Annotated in this window: 13 protein-coding genes and 1 pseudogene; 9 read left to right on the top strand and 5 right to left on the bottom strand. The window is 70.1% G+C overall.

Going from position 1 to position 14,998, the window contains the following annotated elements; translation table 11 throughout:
* The 8 genes and pseudogenes from ACFU7D_RS23785 to ACFU7D_RS23820 all read left to right on the top strand — a co-directional run.
* A pseudogene (locus tag ACFU7D_RS23785) lies at positions 1-736 on the top strand (hypothetical protein); the annotation flags it as partial.
* 65 nt (positions 737-801) lie between these two features.
* Positions 802-1,587, top strand: coding sequence for a DUF1684 domain-containing protein (locus ACFU7D_RS23790; RefSeq protein WP_378871933.1), 786 nt, complete (start codon positions 802-804; stop codon positions 1,585-1,587).
* A gap of 76 nt (positions 1,588-1,663) precedes the next feature.
* Positions 1,664-2,563 (top strand): GNAT family N-acetyltransferase, encoded by a 900-nt coding sequence (locus tag ACFU7D_RS23795; RefSeq protein ID WP_378731635.1) that lies wholly within the window; start codon positions 1,664-1,666, stop codon positions 2,561-2,563.
* Positions 2,564-2,610: 47 nt separating this feature from the next.
* Positions 2,611-4,110, top strand: coding sequence for an IMP dehydrogenase (gene guaB / locus ACFU7D_RS23800; RefSeq protein WP_378731633.1), 1,500 nt, complete (start codon positions 2,611-2,613; stop codon positions 4,108-4,110).
* Between the two features lie 150 nt (positions 4,111-4,260).
* Complete coding sequence (locus ACFU7D_RS23805; protein ID WP_378871936.1) at positions 4,261-5,229, top strand: amino acid ABC transporter permease; 969 nt, start codon at positions 4,261-4,263, stop codon at positions 5,227-5,229.
* Positions 5,229-5,990 (top strand): amino acid ABC transporter ATP-binding protein, encoded by a 762-nt coding sequence (locus ACFU7D_RS23810; protein ID WP_378871938.1) that lies wholly within the window; start codon positions 5,229-5,231, stop codon positions 5,988-5,990. Before ACFU7D_RS23805 ends, ACFU7D_RS23810 begins: the two co-directional genes overlap by 1 nt.
* Before the next feature lie 23 nt (positions 5,991-6,013).
* Positions 6,014-6,967, top strand: coding sequence for a transporter substrate-binding domain-containing protein (locus ACFU7D_RS23815; RefSeq protein WP_378871940.1), 954 nt, complete (start codon positions 6,014-6,016; stop codon positions 6,965-6,967).
* Between the two features lie 17 nt (positions 6,968-6,984).
* Positions 6,985-7,773, top strand: coding sequence for a DUF1684 domain-containing protein (locus ACFU7D_RS23820; RefSeq protein ID WP_378871942.1), 789 nt, complete (start codon positions 6,985-6,987; stop codon positions 7,771-7,773).
* A 48-nt stretch (positions 7,774-7,821) separates the two neighbouring features.
* Here the strand turns inward: ACFU7D_RS23820 and ACFU7D_RS23825 are convergent, their stop codons facing one another.
* From ACFU7D_RS23825 to ACFU7D_RS23845, 5 genes are read right to left on the bottom strand one after another with little or no spacing between them, the layout of a single operon-like run.
* Positions 7,822-8,949 (bottom strand): LLM class flavin-dependent oxidoreductase, encoded by a 1,128-nt coding sequence (locus ACFU7D_RS23825; RefSeq protein ID WP_378871944.1) that lies wholly within the window; start codon positions 8,947-8,949, stop codon positions 7,822-7,824.
* The gene (locus ACFU7D_RS23830; RefSeq protein WP_378871946.1) at positions 8,946-10,016 is read right to left on the bottom strand and encodes an LLM class flavin-dependent oxidoreductase; all 1,071 of its coding nucleotides are present in this window, start codon (positions 10,014-10,016) and stop codon (positions 8,946-8,948) included. The genes ACFU7D_RS23825 and ACFU7D_RS23830 overlap by 4 nt, the downstream gene beginning before the upstream one ends.
* Entirely contained in the window at positions 10,013-11,362 is a 1,350-nt protein-coding gene (locus ACFU7D_RS23835; protein WP_378871948.1) for an NtaA/DmoA family FMN-dependent monooxygenase, read from the bottom strand. Before ACFU7D_RS23835 ends, ACFU7D_RS23830 begins: the two co-directional genes overlap by 4 nt.
* Entirely contained in the window at positions 11,359-12,582 is a 1,224-nt protein-coding gene (locus ACFU7D_RS23840) for an LLM class flavin-dependent oxidoreductase (RefSeq protein WP_378871950.1), read from the bottom strand. Before ACFU7D_RS23840 ends, ACFU7D_RS23835 begins: the two co-directional genes overlap by 4 nt.
* 26 nt (positions 12,583-12,608) lie before the next feature.
* Complete coding sequence (locus tag ACFU7D_RS23845) at positions 12,609-14,021, bottom strand: MFS transporter (RefSeq protein WP_378871952.1); 1,413 nt, start codon at positions 14,019-14,021, stop codon at positions 12,609-12,611.
* Positions 14,022-14,139: 118 nt separating this feature from the next.
* Between ACFU7D_RS23845 and ACFU7D_RS23850 the strand changes: the two genes are divergently transcribed.
* Positions 14,140-14,970: a helix-turn-helix transcriptional regulator gene (locus tag ACFU7D_RS23850; protein WP_378871954.1), complete on the top strand. Its 831-nt coding sequence runs from the start codon at positions 14,140-14,142 to the stop codon at positions 14,968-14,970.
* The last annotated feature ends 28 nt before the right edge of the window (positions 14,971-14,998 follow it).

Raw genomic sequence — 14,998 nt, forward strand, 5'->3', positions numbered from 1 at the left:
CGGCTCGACCAGCGTTGCCCGCTGGTCGAGCCGTGTCGAGACCAACACAGTCACATGGCTGATCGCGGCCGTCCTCGGCCTCCTTCTCCTCAGGTTCCTGGTGAGCCTGGTGCGGAACGAGAACCTGCTCCCGGGTGCGGTCCTCGGGCATCTGCTCCACCCGGACGTCCTCGCCGGGGTCTGGCTCACGATCCGGCTGACCGCGCTGGTCTTCGCGGTGGCCTGGGCGATCGGACTGGTCGTGATCTCGATGGAGAGGTCGGGCAACCCGGTGCTGAGCGGGATCGCGGCCGCGTACGTCTGGGTCTTCGGCAGCATCCCGGTGCTCGTCCAGCTGCTGCTGTGGAGCAACATCGCGCTGGTCTTTCCCGACATCACCTTCGGGATCCCGGGGGTGCACATCGACGCGGTCCGGCTGGTCACGCCGGTCCTCGCGGCGATCGCGGGGCTGGCGCTGGCGATGGGAGCGTACGCGGCGAGGGCTCTCCCGGGCGGTGACCGACTGACCGTGCTGGGCGACCTCCTGGTGACGACGCTCCAGGTGACGAGCCTGGTCTCGGTGCTCTCGATCACGGACGTGCTCGGTGTCGTCCAGGCGCTCGAGGAGCGCAACCACCTGATCATCCCGCTGCTGGTGGTGGCTGCGATCTGGTACCTCGTCCTGGTCACCGCGACCCGCGTCGCGATCCGTCTGGCCGGGCTCGCGCGGGTGAAGGGTCAGGCGCGCCGACGGTAAACCCGAGGTAAAACTCAGCGATCATTGCAAGACCTGGCAACGCAACTCTTTGTAGAGTGCAGCGCGTGACTTTCGAGCGGGCTTGGCAACGGTGGCGCGATGAGCGGGAAGCCGAGCTGAGAAGCCCCGAAGGTTTCCTGGCGATCACCGCCCTGCACTGGCTGGGCCCACGCCCGCAGCGGTTCCCCGGAATTCCGGGTGTCTGGTCGACCGGTCCGGAGGGTGCCGTCGTCGAACTCGGCGAGGGGGAGTGGCTCGAGCTCGGCGGCGCGAAGCTCGCCGGCCGTCACGTCTTCGGTCACGTGGATCCGTACGGTGTGACCGCGACCTTCGACGCCGGGACCGTCGAGGTCGCCGACCGGTTCGGCACCCCGGTGCTCCGGCCGCGGCAGCCCGACGGCCCGTTCCTGCGCGACTACGCCGGCACGCCGACGTACGCTCCGGACCCGTCGTGGCAGGTCAGGGCCGCATTCACTGCCTACGAGACGAGCCGTCCGATCTCGGTCGGCTCCGTGGTCGAGGGCCGTTCGAGCGTCATCGACGCCGTGGGGGAGGTCGCATTCGAGGTGGGTGGTCGCCCGCAGCGGCTGATCGCGTTCGACGGTGGCGACGGCGAGCTGTGGCTGCTGTTCACCGACGAGACCAGCGGCGTGACGACCTACGCCGCCTGCCGTCAGCTCGCCGTCGAGCCGCCGGTCGACGGCACCGTCGTCCTCGACTTCAACCGCGCCGCGAACATGCCCTGTGCCTACACGACCCACGCCACCTGCCCGCTCCCGCCCGCGACCAACCACATCGACGTGCTCGTCGAGGCGGGCGAACGGACCCCGCCGCGGCCGCCCGCAGACTGAGCCGGGCCCAAGGTTTAACCGTGGGTAACGGACCAGAAACAGCGAAACAGGCAGACTAGGGCGCATGGTGGGGACGATGTTGTGGAGAGTACGTACGACACTGCCGGACCGACCGGGCACACTTGCGGCGCTGGCACAGCGCTGCGGTGAGGCCGGGGTCAACATCCTGGGGATGCAGATCTTCCCAGGGCTGGCGCAGGTCACCGACGAGTTCGTGCTGCGTACGCCCGAGGGGTGGGGCGAGAAGGAGATCTGCGACCTGATCTCCTCCGCGGGCGGTGGCGGGATCGTCATCCAGACCGCCACCGAGGCGGCTCTGGCCGACCAGCCGACGCGCTACGTGCAGGCGGCCCGGCACGTCCTGGAGCGGCCGATGTCGTTCCCGGAGGTGGTCGCCCAGCTCTTCGACGCGGAGGCCGAGGCCCCGCCGGGGGTCGTCCACGACACCATGGAGCTGCGGGTCGCCGACGTCGACGTCCAGCTGCACCGCACCGCCCCCTTCACCGCGACCGAGCACGCCCGCGGGTCCGCGATGGCCGACCTGGTCAACGACGTCCTCGACCGCAGTCGCGAGTCGGCGGCCATCGGCACCACCCCGCCCGTACGCCGGCTGGGCACCGGAAGCACCCCGGAGCTCGTCGTCACCGGGGAGACCGTCACCGCCCTGATCGACGGCGTCGCCGTTGGCATCGGCGAGGTCCAGGGGGCGACCGCGGAGGACGAGAACGTACGCGTCGTCAACCTGCGCGTCGACCCGGCCTGGCAGCGCCGCGGGATCGGGACGAGGCTGCTGGTCGACACCGCCAAGCTCGCGCACATGCTCGGCGCGGACGAGATCCTGCTCACCACCCAGTCCGACAACCAGGCCGTGCTGCCCATGGTTCTCGCGGCCGGGATGCGCGGACGGATCCGGATGGCCGGCGACCTGCTGACCGTCAAGGTGCCGGTGCGCGACCTCAAGCCTTTGGGCAGATGACTCCTGGCGTTTTCGGGGACACGCGAGCCGGACCGTAGAATCTCTTCATGGAGATCCCGGAGAAGTTTGCGACGCTCGGCCTCACCTACGACGACGTACTCCTGATGCCTGGATATTCGGATCTGGCGCCGTCCGACATCGATACGACCTCCCGGCTGACCCGCGAGATCAACCTGCGGGTCCCGCTCATCTCCGCGGCGATGGACACCGTGACCGAGTCCCGGATGGCGATCGCGATGGCCCGCCAGGGCGGCATCGGCGTGCTCCACCGCAACCTCTCGATCGAGGATCAGGCCTACCAGGTCGACCTGGTCAAGCGCACCCAGACCGGGATCATCTCCAACCCGGTCACGATCGGCCCCGACGCGACGCTGGAGCAGCTCGACAAGCTCGCCGGTGAATACCGGATCTCCGGGTTCCCCGTGGTCGACGTCGACCAGAAGCTGATCGGCATCATCACCAACCGCGACCTCCGGTTCACCCCGGTCGCGGAGTGGGCGACCACGAAGGTCAACGAGGTGATGACCTCCAAGGACCTGATCACCGGCCCCGCCGAGATCTCCCGCGAAGAGGCCACCAAGCTGCTGCGCCAGCACAAGCTCGAGCGGCTCCCGCTGGTGGACACCGACGGCCGCATCACCGGCCTGATCACGGTCAAGGACTTCGTGAAGTCCGAGCAGTTCCCCGACGCGTCGAAGGACGCCCAGGGCCGGCTGCTCGTCGGTGCGGCGATCGGCTACTTCGGCGACGCCTGGGAGCGCGCCACCACGCTCATCGAGGCCGGTGTCGACGTGCTCGTCGCGGACACGGCCCACGGCAACGTACGCATGCTGATCGACATGGTCCGTCGCCTCAAGACGGACCCGGCCACCAAGCACGTCCAGGTCATCGGCGGCAACGTCGCCACCAAGGAAGGCGCGCAGAGCTTCGTCGACGCCGGCGCGGACGCGGTCAAGGTCGGCGTCGGCCCGGGCTCGATCTGCACCACCCGCGTCGTCACCGGCGTCGGCGTGCCGCAGATCTCGGCCGTCTACGAGGCGAGCCTGGCCTGCAAGCCGGCCGGCGTCCCGGTGATCGCCGACGGCGGTCTGCGCTACTCCGGCGAGATCGGCAAGGCCATCGTCGCCGGTGCCGACACCGTGATGCTCGGCTCGATGCTCGCCGGCACCGAGGAGACCCCCGGTGACACGGTCCTGATCAACGGCAAGCAGTTCAAGGCCTACCGCGGCATGGGCTCGATGGGCGCGATGTCCTCGCGCGGCAAGAAGTCCTTCTCCAAGGACCGCTACTTCCAGGCCGAGGTCACCGACGACGACATGATCGTCCCCGAGGGTGTCGAGGGTCAGGTCGCCTACAAGGGCTCGCTGGCCACCGTCGCCCACCAGCTCACCGGCGGCCTGCACCAGACCATGTTCTACGTCGGCGCGCGCACCATCTCCGAGCTGCAGACCCAGGGCCGCTTCATGCGTATCACCTCGGCCTCGCTCAAGGAGTCGCACCCTCACGACGTCCAGGTGACGGCCGAGGCGCCGAACTATCACGTCTGAGCTCGCCTGAGCCTCGTCTGAGCCTCGCGCGAGTCGAGCCCCGAACCCCCTGGGTTCGGGGCTCGTCCCATTTTCCGGATGCCTCGTCCGAATCCGCGCATCACGGATAGAATGTTGAGCAAGTTACTCGACATATGGTGGTGGTCGCGCGTGAGTGTTGATGAGGCCGTACGTCGCCGCCCCCTGCTCGCTCGCGACGGCGACGAGGAACTCCTCGGTGCCCGGCTCGTCGCGCGCCGCAAACCCGGGCAGTGGATCTCGGCCGTGCTTGCGCTGCTGGTGGTCGCCGGGATCGTGAAGAGCCTGGTGACGAACCCGCGCTACCACTGGGACGTGGTCGGGGCGTTCTTCCTGCGCCCCTCGATCCTCGACGGACTGGTGCTGACGCTGTGGCTGACCGCCGCGGTGCTGGTGAGCTCCTACCTGCTCGGCATCGTGCTCGCGGTCATGCGGCTCTCCGCGAACCCGGTGCTGAGCTCGGTGAGCGCGGTCTACATCTGGTTCTTCCGGAGCGTGCCACCGCTGCTGCAGCTGCTGTTCTGGTTCCAGATGGCGTCGCTGTATCCGCAGATCAGCCTGGGGATCCCGTTCCTGAAGCCGTTCGTCACGATCGAGACCGCCCACCTGTTCAGCGGCCTGCTCGCGGCCTTCGTCGGGCTCACCTTCGACATCGCCGCGTTCGCCGCCGAGATCATCCGTGGCGGCCTGGTCTCGGTCGAGGCCGGCCAGACCGAGGCGGCCAAGGCGCTCGGGCTGTCGAAGGCCCGGATCTTCTGGCGGATCGTGCTGCCGCAGGCGATGCCCGCGATCATCCCGGCCTCCGGCAACCTGCTGATCGGGCTGCTCAAGGGCACCTCGATCGTCTCGGTGATCGCGGTGCAGGACCTGCTCTACTCGGTGCAGCTGATCTACGCCCAGAACTACCTGGTCATCCCGCTGCTGCTGGTCGCCACGATCTGGTACCTGATCCTGGTCACGATCCTGTCGACGATCCAGTTCTTCGTCGAGCGCTACTACGCCCGCGGCAAGGGTGCCCGCACCGGGTTCTGGCGGCTGTGGCGCCGTCAGCTGCCGCTGGTGCCGCGCTCCAGCCGGCGCCGTGAGCTGGAGGCGATCTGATGAGCGAGCCCCTCGTGCGTGTCCGCGGCCTGACCAAGCGGTTCGGCCCCAACACGGTCCTCGACGGGATCGACCTCGACGTCGCCCGGGGCTCGGTCGCGGTCGTCCTGGGGCCGTCCGGCTCGGGCAAGTCGACGCTGCTGCGTACGGTCAATCATCTGGAGAAGCCCGACGCCGGCTTCGTCGAGGTGAACGGCGAGGTCATCGGCTACCGCCGTGACGGCAACCAGCTCAGGGAGCTCTCCGACCGGGCGATCACCCGACAGCGCAGCCGGATCGGGATGGTCTTCCAGCAGTTCAACCTGTTCCCGCACAAGACCGCGCTGGAGAACGTCCTGGAGGGGCAGCTGGCCGCGGGCGTACGCCGCCGGGCGGCCGAGACCCGGGGGCGCGAGCTGCTCGACCGGGTCGGTCTGGCCGACAAGGAGCGGGCCTATCCGCGGCAGCTGTCCGGCGGTCAGCAGCAGCGGGTGGCGATCGCCCGCGCCCTCGCGGTCGAACCCGACCTGATGCTCTTCGACGAGCCGACGTCCGCGCTCGACCCCGAGATGGTCGGCGAGGTGCTCGGCGTGATGAAGGACCTCGCGCAGACCGGGATGACGATGATCGTGGTCACCCACGAGATCGGCTTCGCCCGGGAGGTCGCCGACCAGGTCGTCTTCCTCGACGAGGGCCGGCTGGTCGAGGCCGGGGCACCCGGCGACGTACTCGTCTCTCCCACCCATGAGCGCGCTCGGGCGTTCCTCTCCGCTGTGTTGTGACCCCCAGACAAAGGACCCGTTCTGTGAAGTTCAAGCTCGCCCTGGTCGCCATCGCGGCCCTCGCCCTCGCCGGATGCGGCAACTCCTCAGACACGCTCAGCGCCGCCGAGCGTGGCATCGGATCGGACGGGTCGGCCTCTGTGGAGCCGGTCGCGATCCCGACCCAGGACGTCGTCTCCGGCATCCAGGCGGATCCGGCGCTGACGAAGCGGCTGCCCGCCGACGTACAGAAGTCCAAGACGCTCGTCCTCGGCACCACCGAGGCGACCGGGGAACAGAACCTCCCGCACGGCGGGTCGGACCAGTCCGGCGAGCAGATTGGCCTCGACATCGATCTGCGCAACGCGATCGCGGCCAAGCTGGGCGTGACGTGGAAGACCGAGTTCGGCAGCTTCGAGACCATCGTCCCCGGCACCCAGAGCGGGAAGTACGACGTCGGCCAGGCTAACTTCGCGGTCACCTCCGAGCGGCTCGAGGTCGTCGACTACGCCACCTACCTGCTCGACGGGCAGTCGTTCGTCTCCCGCGAGGACGGCGACCTCGACCAGGTGAAGACACTGACCGACATCTGCGGCCACACGGTGGCGACCTCGCCCGGCTCCAGCTTCCAGCAGATCCTCGAGGACGGTGCGGCGGAGTGCACCAAGGCCGGCAAGGAGCCCTACGAGGTCGACTACTTCAAGGACAGCGCCGCGATCCTGCTCGGCCTGCAGAACGGCAAGACCGACCTCTACTTCGGGCCGACCCTGTCGCTGAAGTATCTGGTCTCCCACCAGCCCGGGCTGAAGTACCTCGGCGAGCTCAGCCTCACCGACGTCGGCTTCGTCGTCGCCAAGAAGTCGCCGCTGGCGCCGGTGCTCGTCGACGCCATCAACGAGCTCATCGCCGACGGCACCTATAACAAGATCTTCACGAAGTGGGACGTTTCCGACATCGAGCTGGACAAGTCGGAGTTCAATCCGAAGCCGGCATTCTGAACCTTCCGGGAGGACCCATGACCGTCACCGACACCTTCGCCCAGGACTGGGCGACGTGGCACGAGGAGCACGAGCGGAGACGCGCCTCGACCCACGGATTTCTCGCGATCACCTCGATCCGCTGGCTCGCCGAGGAGCCGGAGACGTACGACGACGTGCCGGGCGCCTGGTCGAGCGGGCCCGCGGGCATCGTCGTCTCGCTGGCCCCGGGTGAGTCGCTGGTCGTCGATGGCGTCGAGATCACCGGCCGACACTCGTTCGGCGTGCTCGACGAGCGCGGCGGGATCACCGCGTCGTTCGGTGACGCGGTGGTCGAGATCGCCAGGCGCGGCGGCAGCGACATCATCCGGCCGCGCCACCCCGACAACCCGGTCCTGGTCGACTACCGAGGCACACCGGCCTACTCGCCGGACCCGTCGTGGGCCGTTCCCGGCCGCTTCGTCGCGTACGACACCCCCGTGCCGACCACCGTCGGCTCGGTCGTCGACGGCCTCGAGCACGTCTACGAGGCCGTCGGCGAGCTCGAGTTCGAGGTCGGCGGCGCGGTGCACAGCCTGATCGCCTTCCCCGGCTCCGCTCCCGGTGCGCTGCACGTGCTGTTCGTCGATCAGACCTCGGGACGGACGACGTACGCCGCCAACCGCTCGCTCTCCGTCGACGCCCCTGACCTGGACGGCAACGTGGTGGTCGACTTCAACCGCGCGACCAACCTGCCGTGCGCCTACACCGACCACGCCACCTGCCCGCTCCCGCCGGCCGGCAACCGGCTGCCGGTCGCGGTCGAGGCGGGGGAGAAGCTGCCGTAGGGCGGATGGGCCGAATGCTGACCGAGGTAACTCGGTCAGCATCTGGCCCTAGCGACCGCGGCGGGCCCACTCCTCCGCGATCAGCTCGTAGGAGCGGACGCGGTCGGCGTGGTCGTGGGTGATTGTCGTGATGACCAGCTCGTCCGCGTCGACGGCCCGCTGGAGGATCTCCAGCCGGTCGGCGACCTGGGCCGCGGTGCCGACGAACTGGGTGTCGAGGCGGTCCTGGACGAGCGCTCGGTCCTCCGCGGTCCACTCCCACTCGCGGGCCTCGTCGGGGGTCGGGAAGGGGATGGCGCCCTCGGCGGTGCGGATGGAACGGACCCAGAGGCCGTAACCGGTGGCGAGCTCGCGCGCCTCCTCCTCGGTCTCGGCGACCACGACGTCGGCGGAGACCGCGACGTGGGGTGCATCGAGGGTGTCGGACGGCGCGAAGGCGGTGCGGTAGGAGAGGGCAGCCTCGAGGACGCCGGAGGGGTTGACGTGGTAGTTCGTCGCGAAGCGGAGGCCTCGCTTGCCGGCCGCCTCGGCGCTCTCGCCACCGCTGCTGCCCAGCACCCACAGCTCGAGCTCGGCACCCTCGCCGGGTACGACGCGCGCCGGGGTGCCGGCGGCGTCACGGTAGGTGCCGTCGACGAAGGCCAGGATCGTGTCGATCTGCTCGCCGTAGTCGGCCGCGGTCGCGCCGGGGAGCTGCAGGAGCTCCTTCTGGAGCCGGAACCGCGGCGAGCCGAGCAGCCCGCTGGGATCGAACTTGGGCGGAACGAGCAGCCCCTCCGGAGTGCGTCCGTCGACCAGCTCCACCGGGATGGCCACCGGGCTCGAGGCTCCGGGGCGGCCGCCGGAGCGGCCCAGGCCGAGGTCGATCCGACCGGGAAACGCGGCGTCGAGCAGCCCGAACTCCTCGATCGTCGACAGTGCCGTCCGGTGCCCCATCAGCACCGCCCCGGACCCGAGCCGGATCCGCGAGGTGGCGCTGCCGAGCAGCGCCAGGACGACCGCGGGCGAGGTGCCGGCGACCCCGGGGTTGAGGTGGTGCTCGGCGACCCAGTAGCGGTGGTAGCCGAAGGACTCGGCGGCCCGCGCGAGGTCGATCGCGTTGCGTAGGGCGTCCGCGCCCGAGGCGCCGGAGGCCACGGGGACGAGGTCGAGGACGGACAGTGGCGTGCGGCTCATGGGTGTGCTCCGTTCGTGGGGGAGCCCCAGCCCCAGGGCGGGTCGGGGAGGGCGGTACGCAGCGGGGCGGCGACCTCGGTCGCGAAGAGCTCCAGGCTGTCGCGGTGCTGCTGCTCGGTCAGACCGCTCGCGTCCGCCTGGACGTGGACGACCTGGTGCCCGAAGCGGTCGTGGTAGCGGTGGATCTTCTCGAGCACCTGCTGCGGCGACCCGACCAGCGCCGAGGAGCGCTCGACGAAGTCCTCCAGGGTCGCGAAGACCGGCTCGAGCCCGAGGCTCGCCTGGAAGGCGAGCTGGCCCTCGAAGACCGGCCGATAGGCGGCGTACGCCTCCTGGCTGGTCCTCGCCACGAGCAGCCCTGCCGTCCCGGCGCCGATGGCGATGTCGGCCGGGTCGTGGCCATAGGCCGTCCAGCGCTCGCGGTAGTGGTCGACCAGCTCGCCGTAGGGCTCGATCGGGTTGGTCACGTTGGCCGAGAAGAGCGGGTCGCCGTAGCGCGCGGCGAGGTCGACGGACTCCTTCGAGGTGGCGCTGCCGTGCCAGACCCGTACCGGCTGCTGCAGCGGCCGCGGCCAGACCTCGGCCTCGACCAGCTCGGGGCGGAACCTCGGGGTCGCCGTGACCCGGTCCTGGCGCCACAGCTGCCGGAAGATCTCGTAGGACTCCGCGTTCCGGTCCCACTGGTCCTCCGGCGTCACCTGGAACAGATCACGCTGGGCCGAGCCGTTGCCCTTGCCGATGATCAGCTCGAGACGTCCGTCCGAGAGATGGTCGAGAGTCGCGTAGTCCTCGTAGGCCCGCACCGGGTCCAGCAGCGCGAGCGTCGTGACCGCGGTGAAGAGCCTGATCCGGCTCGTCAGGGCGGCGAGGTGGGACAGCACCACCGTCGGCGAGGAGGAGATGAACGGCCGCTCGTGCCGCTCGCCGACCCCGAACCCGTCGAACCCGAGCTCCTCGGCGAGGACGGCGTTGGCGACGACCTCCTGGAACCTGTCGTACGTCGCCTTCTGCTGCCCCGTCACCGGATCGGGCCGGTGGACGATGAGCGTGATCGCCAGGAATCTCATCTGGTCGGCTCTCGGAGACCGAGGTTCTCGCGGAGCGTGGCCCCTTCGTAGGCGGTGCGGAAGACGCCGCGCTCCTGGAGCAGCGGCACCACGTGGTCGACGAAGGGGGCCAGGCCGCCGGGGGTGATGTGGGAGACCAGGATGTAGCCGTCGGCGGCGTCGGCCTGGACGTGGTCGTCGATGGTGGACGCGATCGTCTCCGCCGAGCCGATGAAGCTCTGCCGGCCGGTGACCTCGACGATCGTCTCGCGGGTGCTCAGCCCCTTCTCCCGTGAGATCGCCCGCCACCGCTCGGCCTGCTCCAACCGGTCGCCGTGCGAGCGGGCGCTGGCGCGGCCCTTGGCGATCAGGTCGTCGTTCTCCGAAGGGTCGACGGTGGGGAGCGGGCCGTCGGGGTCGTGGTCGGACAGGTCGCGGTTCCACAGCTGCTCGAGCAGCTTGATCGCGGTCGCGGGGGAGACCTGCTGCAGCCGGATCTCCCGGGCCAGCTCGACGGCCTCGGCGTCGGTGTCTGCGAGCACGAAGGTGGCGGCGGGCAGGATCAGCAGGTCCTCGTGCCTCCGCCCGTGCTTCTCAAGGCGTCCCTTCACGTCGGTGTAGAACCGTTGGCCGTCCTCGAGATGGCTGTGCCGGGAGAAGATCGCGTCGGCCTTGGCCGCGGCGAACTCGCGGCCCTCCTCGGAGTCGCCGGCCTGGAAGATCACCGGGCGGCCCTGCGGGCTCCGCGGGACGTTGAACCGGCCGCTGATGTCGAACTGCGAGTCGTGGTGCTCGAACGCGCCCGGCGCCGGGGTCGACAGGAACTCGCCCGACGCCTTGTCGGCGAGGATCTCGTCGCCCTTCCAGGTGTCCCACAGCCGGGTCGCGGCGTCGAGGAACGTCCGGGCCCGCTCGTAGCGCTCCCCCTGCGGCAGGTAGCCGCCGCGCCGGAAGTTCTCCCCGGTGAACGCGTCCCAGGAGGTGACCACGTTCCACGCGGCCCGGCCGTCGGAGAGGTGGTCGAGGCTCGCGAACTGGCGGGCGACCTCGTAGGGCTCGTTGAAGGTCGAGTTGATCGTGCCGGTCAGGCCGAGGTGGTCGGTGACCGCGGCGAGCGCGGCCAGGATCGTGAACGTGTCCGGCCGCCCGACCACGTCGAGGTCGTAGATCTCCCCGGCCTGCTCGCGCAGGCGCAGCCCCTCGGCGAGGAACATGAAGTCGAACAGCCCGCGCTCGGCGATCTGGGCGAACTCGACGAACGAGTCGAACTCGATGTGGCTGCCCGAGGCCGGGTCGCTCCACACGGTCGTGTTGTTGACGCCGGGGAAGTGGGCGGCGAGATGGACCTGCTTCTTCGGAGTGCTCATGCGGGCGTCCCCTCGGTGGTGGCGTAGCGGCTGACGGGACGCGGCAGGCCGAGCGCTCCGCGGAGCGTCTCGGCGTCGTACGCATCGTGGAAGAGCCTGCGCCGCTGCAGCTCCGGCACGAGTTTTCGGGTGATCTGGAGCAGGTCGTCGGGAAGCACCGCGGGCCGCAGCCGGAACCCGGAGAGACCGGCGGCGTGCCAGGTCGCGAGCAGGTCGGCGAGACCCTCGGGGGTGCCGGCGAAGACCAGCGCATCGGACTCGTACGCGGCCCCGGCCTCCTCGTTCAGGTGGGCCAGCCGATCCCGGGCGCTCTGCTCGGTCTCGTCGAGGAGGACGACGATGTCCCCGAAGACGTGGACCGTCTCCCCGGAGCGTCCGGCGGCGTCCTGCGCGGTCCGGATCTGGGCGGCGATCTCGGCGATGTCGGCGGCGTTGTGCGGGGTCACGAACCCGACGTCGGCCGAGGCGCCCACGAGCTCGAAGGGCCTGTCTCGGTGTGCGAGGGCGGCCACGACGGGCTGCCCCTGCGGAGGCCGCGGGGTGATCGAGGGGCCCTTGACGTCGAAGTGGAGTCCCTCGAAGTCGATGTAGTGGATCTTGTCGCGGTCGATGAACCGTCCGGTCGCGACGTCGCGGATCTCCGCGTCGTCCTCCCAGGAGTCCCACAGCCGTCGCAGCACCTCGACGTAGTCGGCCGCCTCGGCGAACGCCTCCCGGATCAGCTCTTCGCCCGCGGGGGAGCCCAGGTCGGCGTACGAGATCTCGGGGAACTCCCGCCGCCCGAACAGCGCCGCGTCTCGCGGCCGCGGTGCCACCTGCACACGTACGCCGGCCCGGCCCCGGCTCACGTAGTCCAGCGTCGCGATCGCCTTGCTCAGATGGAACGGCTCGGTGTGGGTCACGATCGCCGTCGGCACGATGCCGATGTGCCTGGTCAGCGGCGCGATCCGGGACGCGATCAGCACCGCGTCGAGCTGTCCGCGCACCCGGTCGGTGCGCTCGTCGTCCGCGACGCCGAAAGGCGCGTCGGTCTGGATCGAGAGCGAGTCCTCGATCGTGACGAAGTCCAGGAGGCCGGTCTCGGCCTCCTGGACGAGGCCGGCCCAGTAGCCGGGTGTCAGCAGGTCCTGGGGCCGGGCGTTCGGTTCCTGCCAGGCGGCCGGGTGCCACCCGGCTCCGTCGAGAGCGACTGCCAGTCGGAGGCGGGGGTGATCAGCCATGGCAAAAGTCTAGCAAGTCAGTTAACTTAGTCGAGCCGATTTCGGATACCGGGACGGAGCCCGACGGCGACCAGCAGCGCGGCGCCCAGGACGAGCACGGCGTTGACCGCGACCGCCACCTGCAGAGCCCCGAGCGAGGCGACCCCGCCCGCGGCGGTGGCCACGGTGGACATGATCGGGATCCCGAGCGCGATCGCGACCTGCTGGGTCATCATCGCCAGCCCGGTGGCCAGCCCCTGCTCGTGGTCGGGCAGCCCGGAGGTCGCGGCGACCATGAACCCGACGATCGCCGCGACGTGTCCGATGGCGCCGATGAAGTTCATCAGGCCGAGGAACCACAGCCAGCCGAGCGAGGGCCCGATGATGACGAGGGCGCCGGTGGTGGCCGCCTGGAGGGCGAGTCCACCCGCCACGGTGTTGCGTACGCCGAAGGTCTCGATCAGCCGCGGACCGACGGAGCCGCCGATGATCGCCCCCGCGCCCATCGCGCCCAGCATCAGTCCGGTCTGGAGTGCGTTGAGCCCGAGGACGTGCTGGAGGTACATCGTCAGCACGAAGACCAGCGATGACTCGAAGGCGAAGGTCGCGAAGCCGGCGATGTTGCCGAAGCCGATGGTCCGGCGGGTGAGGATCTGCAGCGGCACCAGCGGGTGCGGGTGGGTGGACTCTGCCCGCCAGAAGCCGACCAGCAGCACGACCGCGACGCCGATCGACGTCAGCCCCCACACGTCGGCGATGCCCGCCTCGCCGAGCCGGGTCGCACCGTGGACCAGCGCTAGCAGCCCGGACGTCACCAGCACGGCACCCGGGAGGTCGAGCCGCGACCGCTCCCGGTCGGCCGAGTCGCGGAGCACGAACGGTGCGATCGCCACGACCACCAGCGCGATCGGCACGTTCACCAGGAACGCCCAGCGCCACGAGAGCAGATCGGTGAGCACTCCGCCCAGCACCGCACCCGCGGTGAACCCGGTCGACATCACCACGCTGTTCAGTCCCAGAGCACGTTGGCGCAAGGGCCCCTCCGGGAAGGAGACCGTCAGCAGCGAGAGCGCCGCCGGGGTGACCGCGGCCGTGGCCAGACCCTGGGCGACCCGTGCGGTGAGCAGCACCTCGGGGGAGGTGGCGACCCCGCCGAGCAGCGAGGCCGCGCCCAGCGCGACCATGCCGACCAGGAACACCCGCCGCCGGCCGACGTAGTCGCCGATCCGGCCGAAGAGCAGTGTGAACCCGGCCGCGCACAGCGCGAACGCGGTCGCGATCCACTGCACGTGGGCCTCGGCGAAACCGAGGTCCTCGCCGACGGTCGGCAGCGCCACGTTGAGGATCGAGAAATCAACGGTCAGGGTGAATTGAGAGGCGAGCAGCAGCAGGAGCACCAGCAGCTGTCCGCGGGTCATGGCGGCCTCGCGTACGGGCTCGGCCTGGGTAGTCGTGGTCATGGCCCCAACGCTCGCGTGGCGGCCGCGAGCCAGCCAGACACCTGTCCTGCCACCCACCCGCGTGCCTGCCACTGACAGGGTCAGGAAGAAATCGCCGTCCGGCCGCACTATAGGAACCATGACGACCGACCTCGGAGAGTTCCTGCGCAGCCGCCGGGCGGCGATCAGTCCCCAGGACGCCGGGTTGGTGTCCTACGGTGCTCGCCGCGTACCCGGGCTCAGACGTGAGGAGCTGGCGATGCTCGCCGGTGTCTCGCCGGCCTACTACACCCGGCTCGAGCAGGCCGACCACCACAACGCCTCCGACGCCGTGATCGACTCGCTCGCCCGGGCGCTGCGGCTGAGCGCCGAGGAGCACGACCACCTGCGTCGCCTGGCGCGACCGATCGAGACCGTCTCGGCGAGCGGCCGCAGCGATGAGGCGCGCCCGACCGCGGTGGCGATGCTGATGGACTATCCCGGTCCGGCGCTCATCGTCGACCACGCCAACTACGTGCTCGCCTGGAACGACCTCGGTCATCGCCTCTTCGGCCACGACCTGGACTTCGACGCTCCCTATGCCGGCCGTCCCCGGCGCCCCAACCTGGTCCGCCGCTTCTTCCTGGAGCCGGGCGGCCCCGAGCTCTTCGTCGACCCCGAGGGCACCGCCCTGCAGATGGTCGGCTTCCTGCGCTACTCCTCGGGGCTGCACCCCGACGACCACATCCTCAGCTGCCTGGTCGGCGAGCTCGTCCAGCGCAGCGACCTGTTCGCCGAGCTGTGGGCCGAGCACCCGGTGATCGACTGCGGCTACGGGATCAAGCGGCTGCGGCATCCGGTGGCGGGACGGATGGACCTGGCCTACGAGGCGATGGTGCTTCCCGAGACCAGCCAGCGGATCGTGCTCTATCGGGCCGAGCCCGGCTCGCCGTCGTCGGCCGCGCTCGAACAGCTCGCTCGTGGGTTGTGAAGCTGAGCGTGGCCTATAGGCCACGCTC

Source organism: Nocardioides sp. NPDC057577 (genome assembly GCF_042801335.1).
In the GTDB taxonomy this organism is placed as follows: domain Bacteria; phylum Actinomycetota; class Actinomycetes; order Propionibacteriales; family Nocardioidaceae; genus Nocardioides.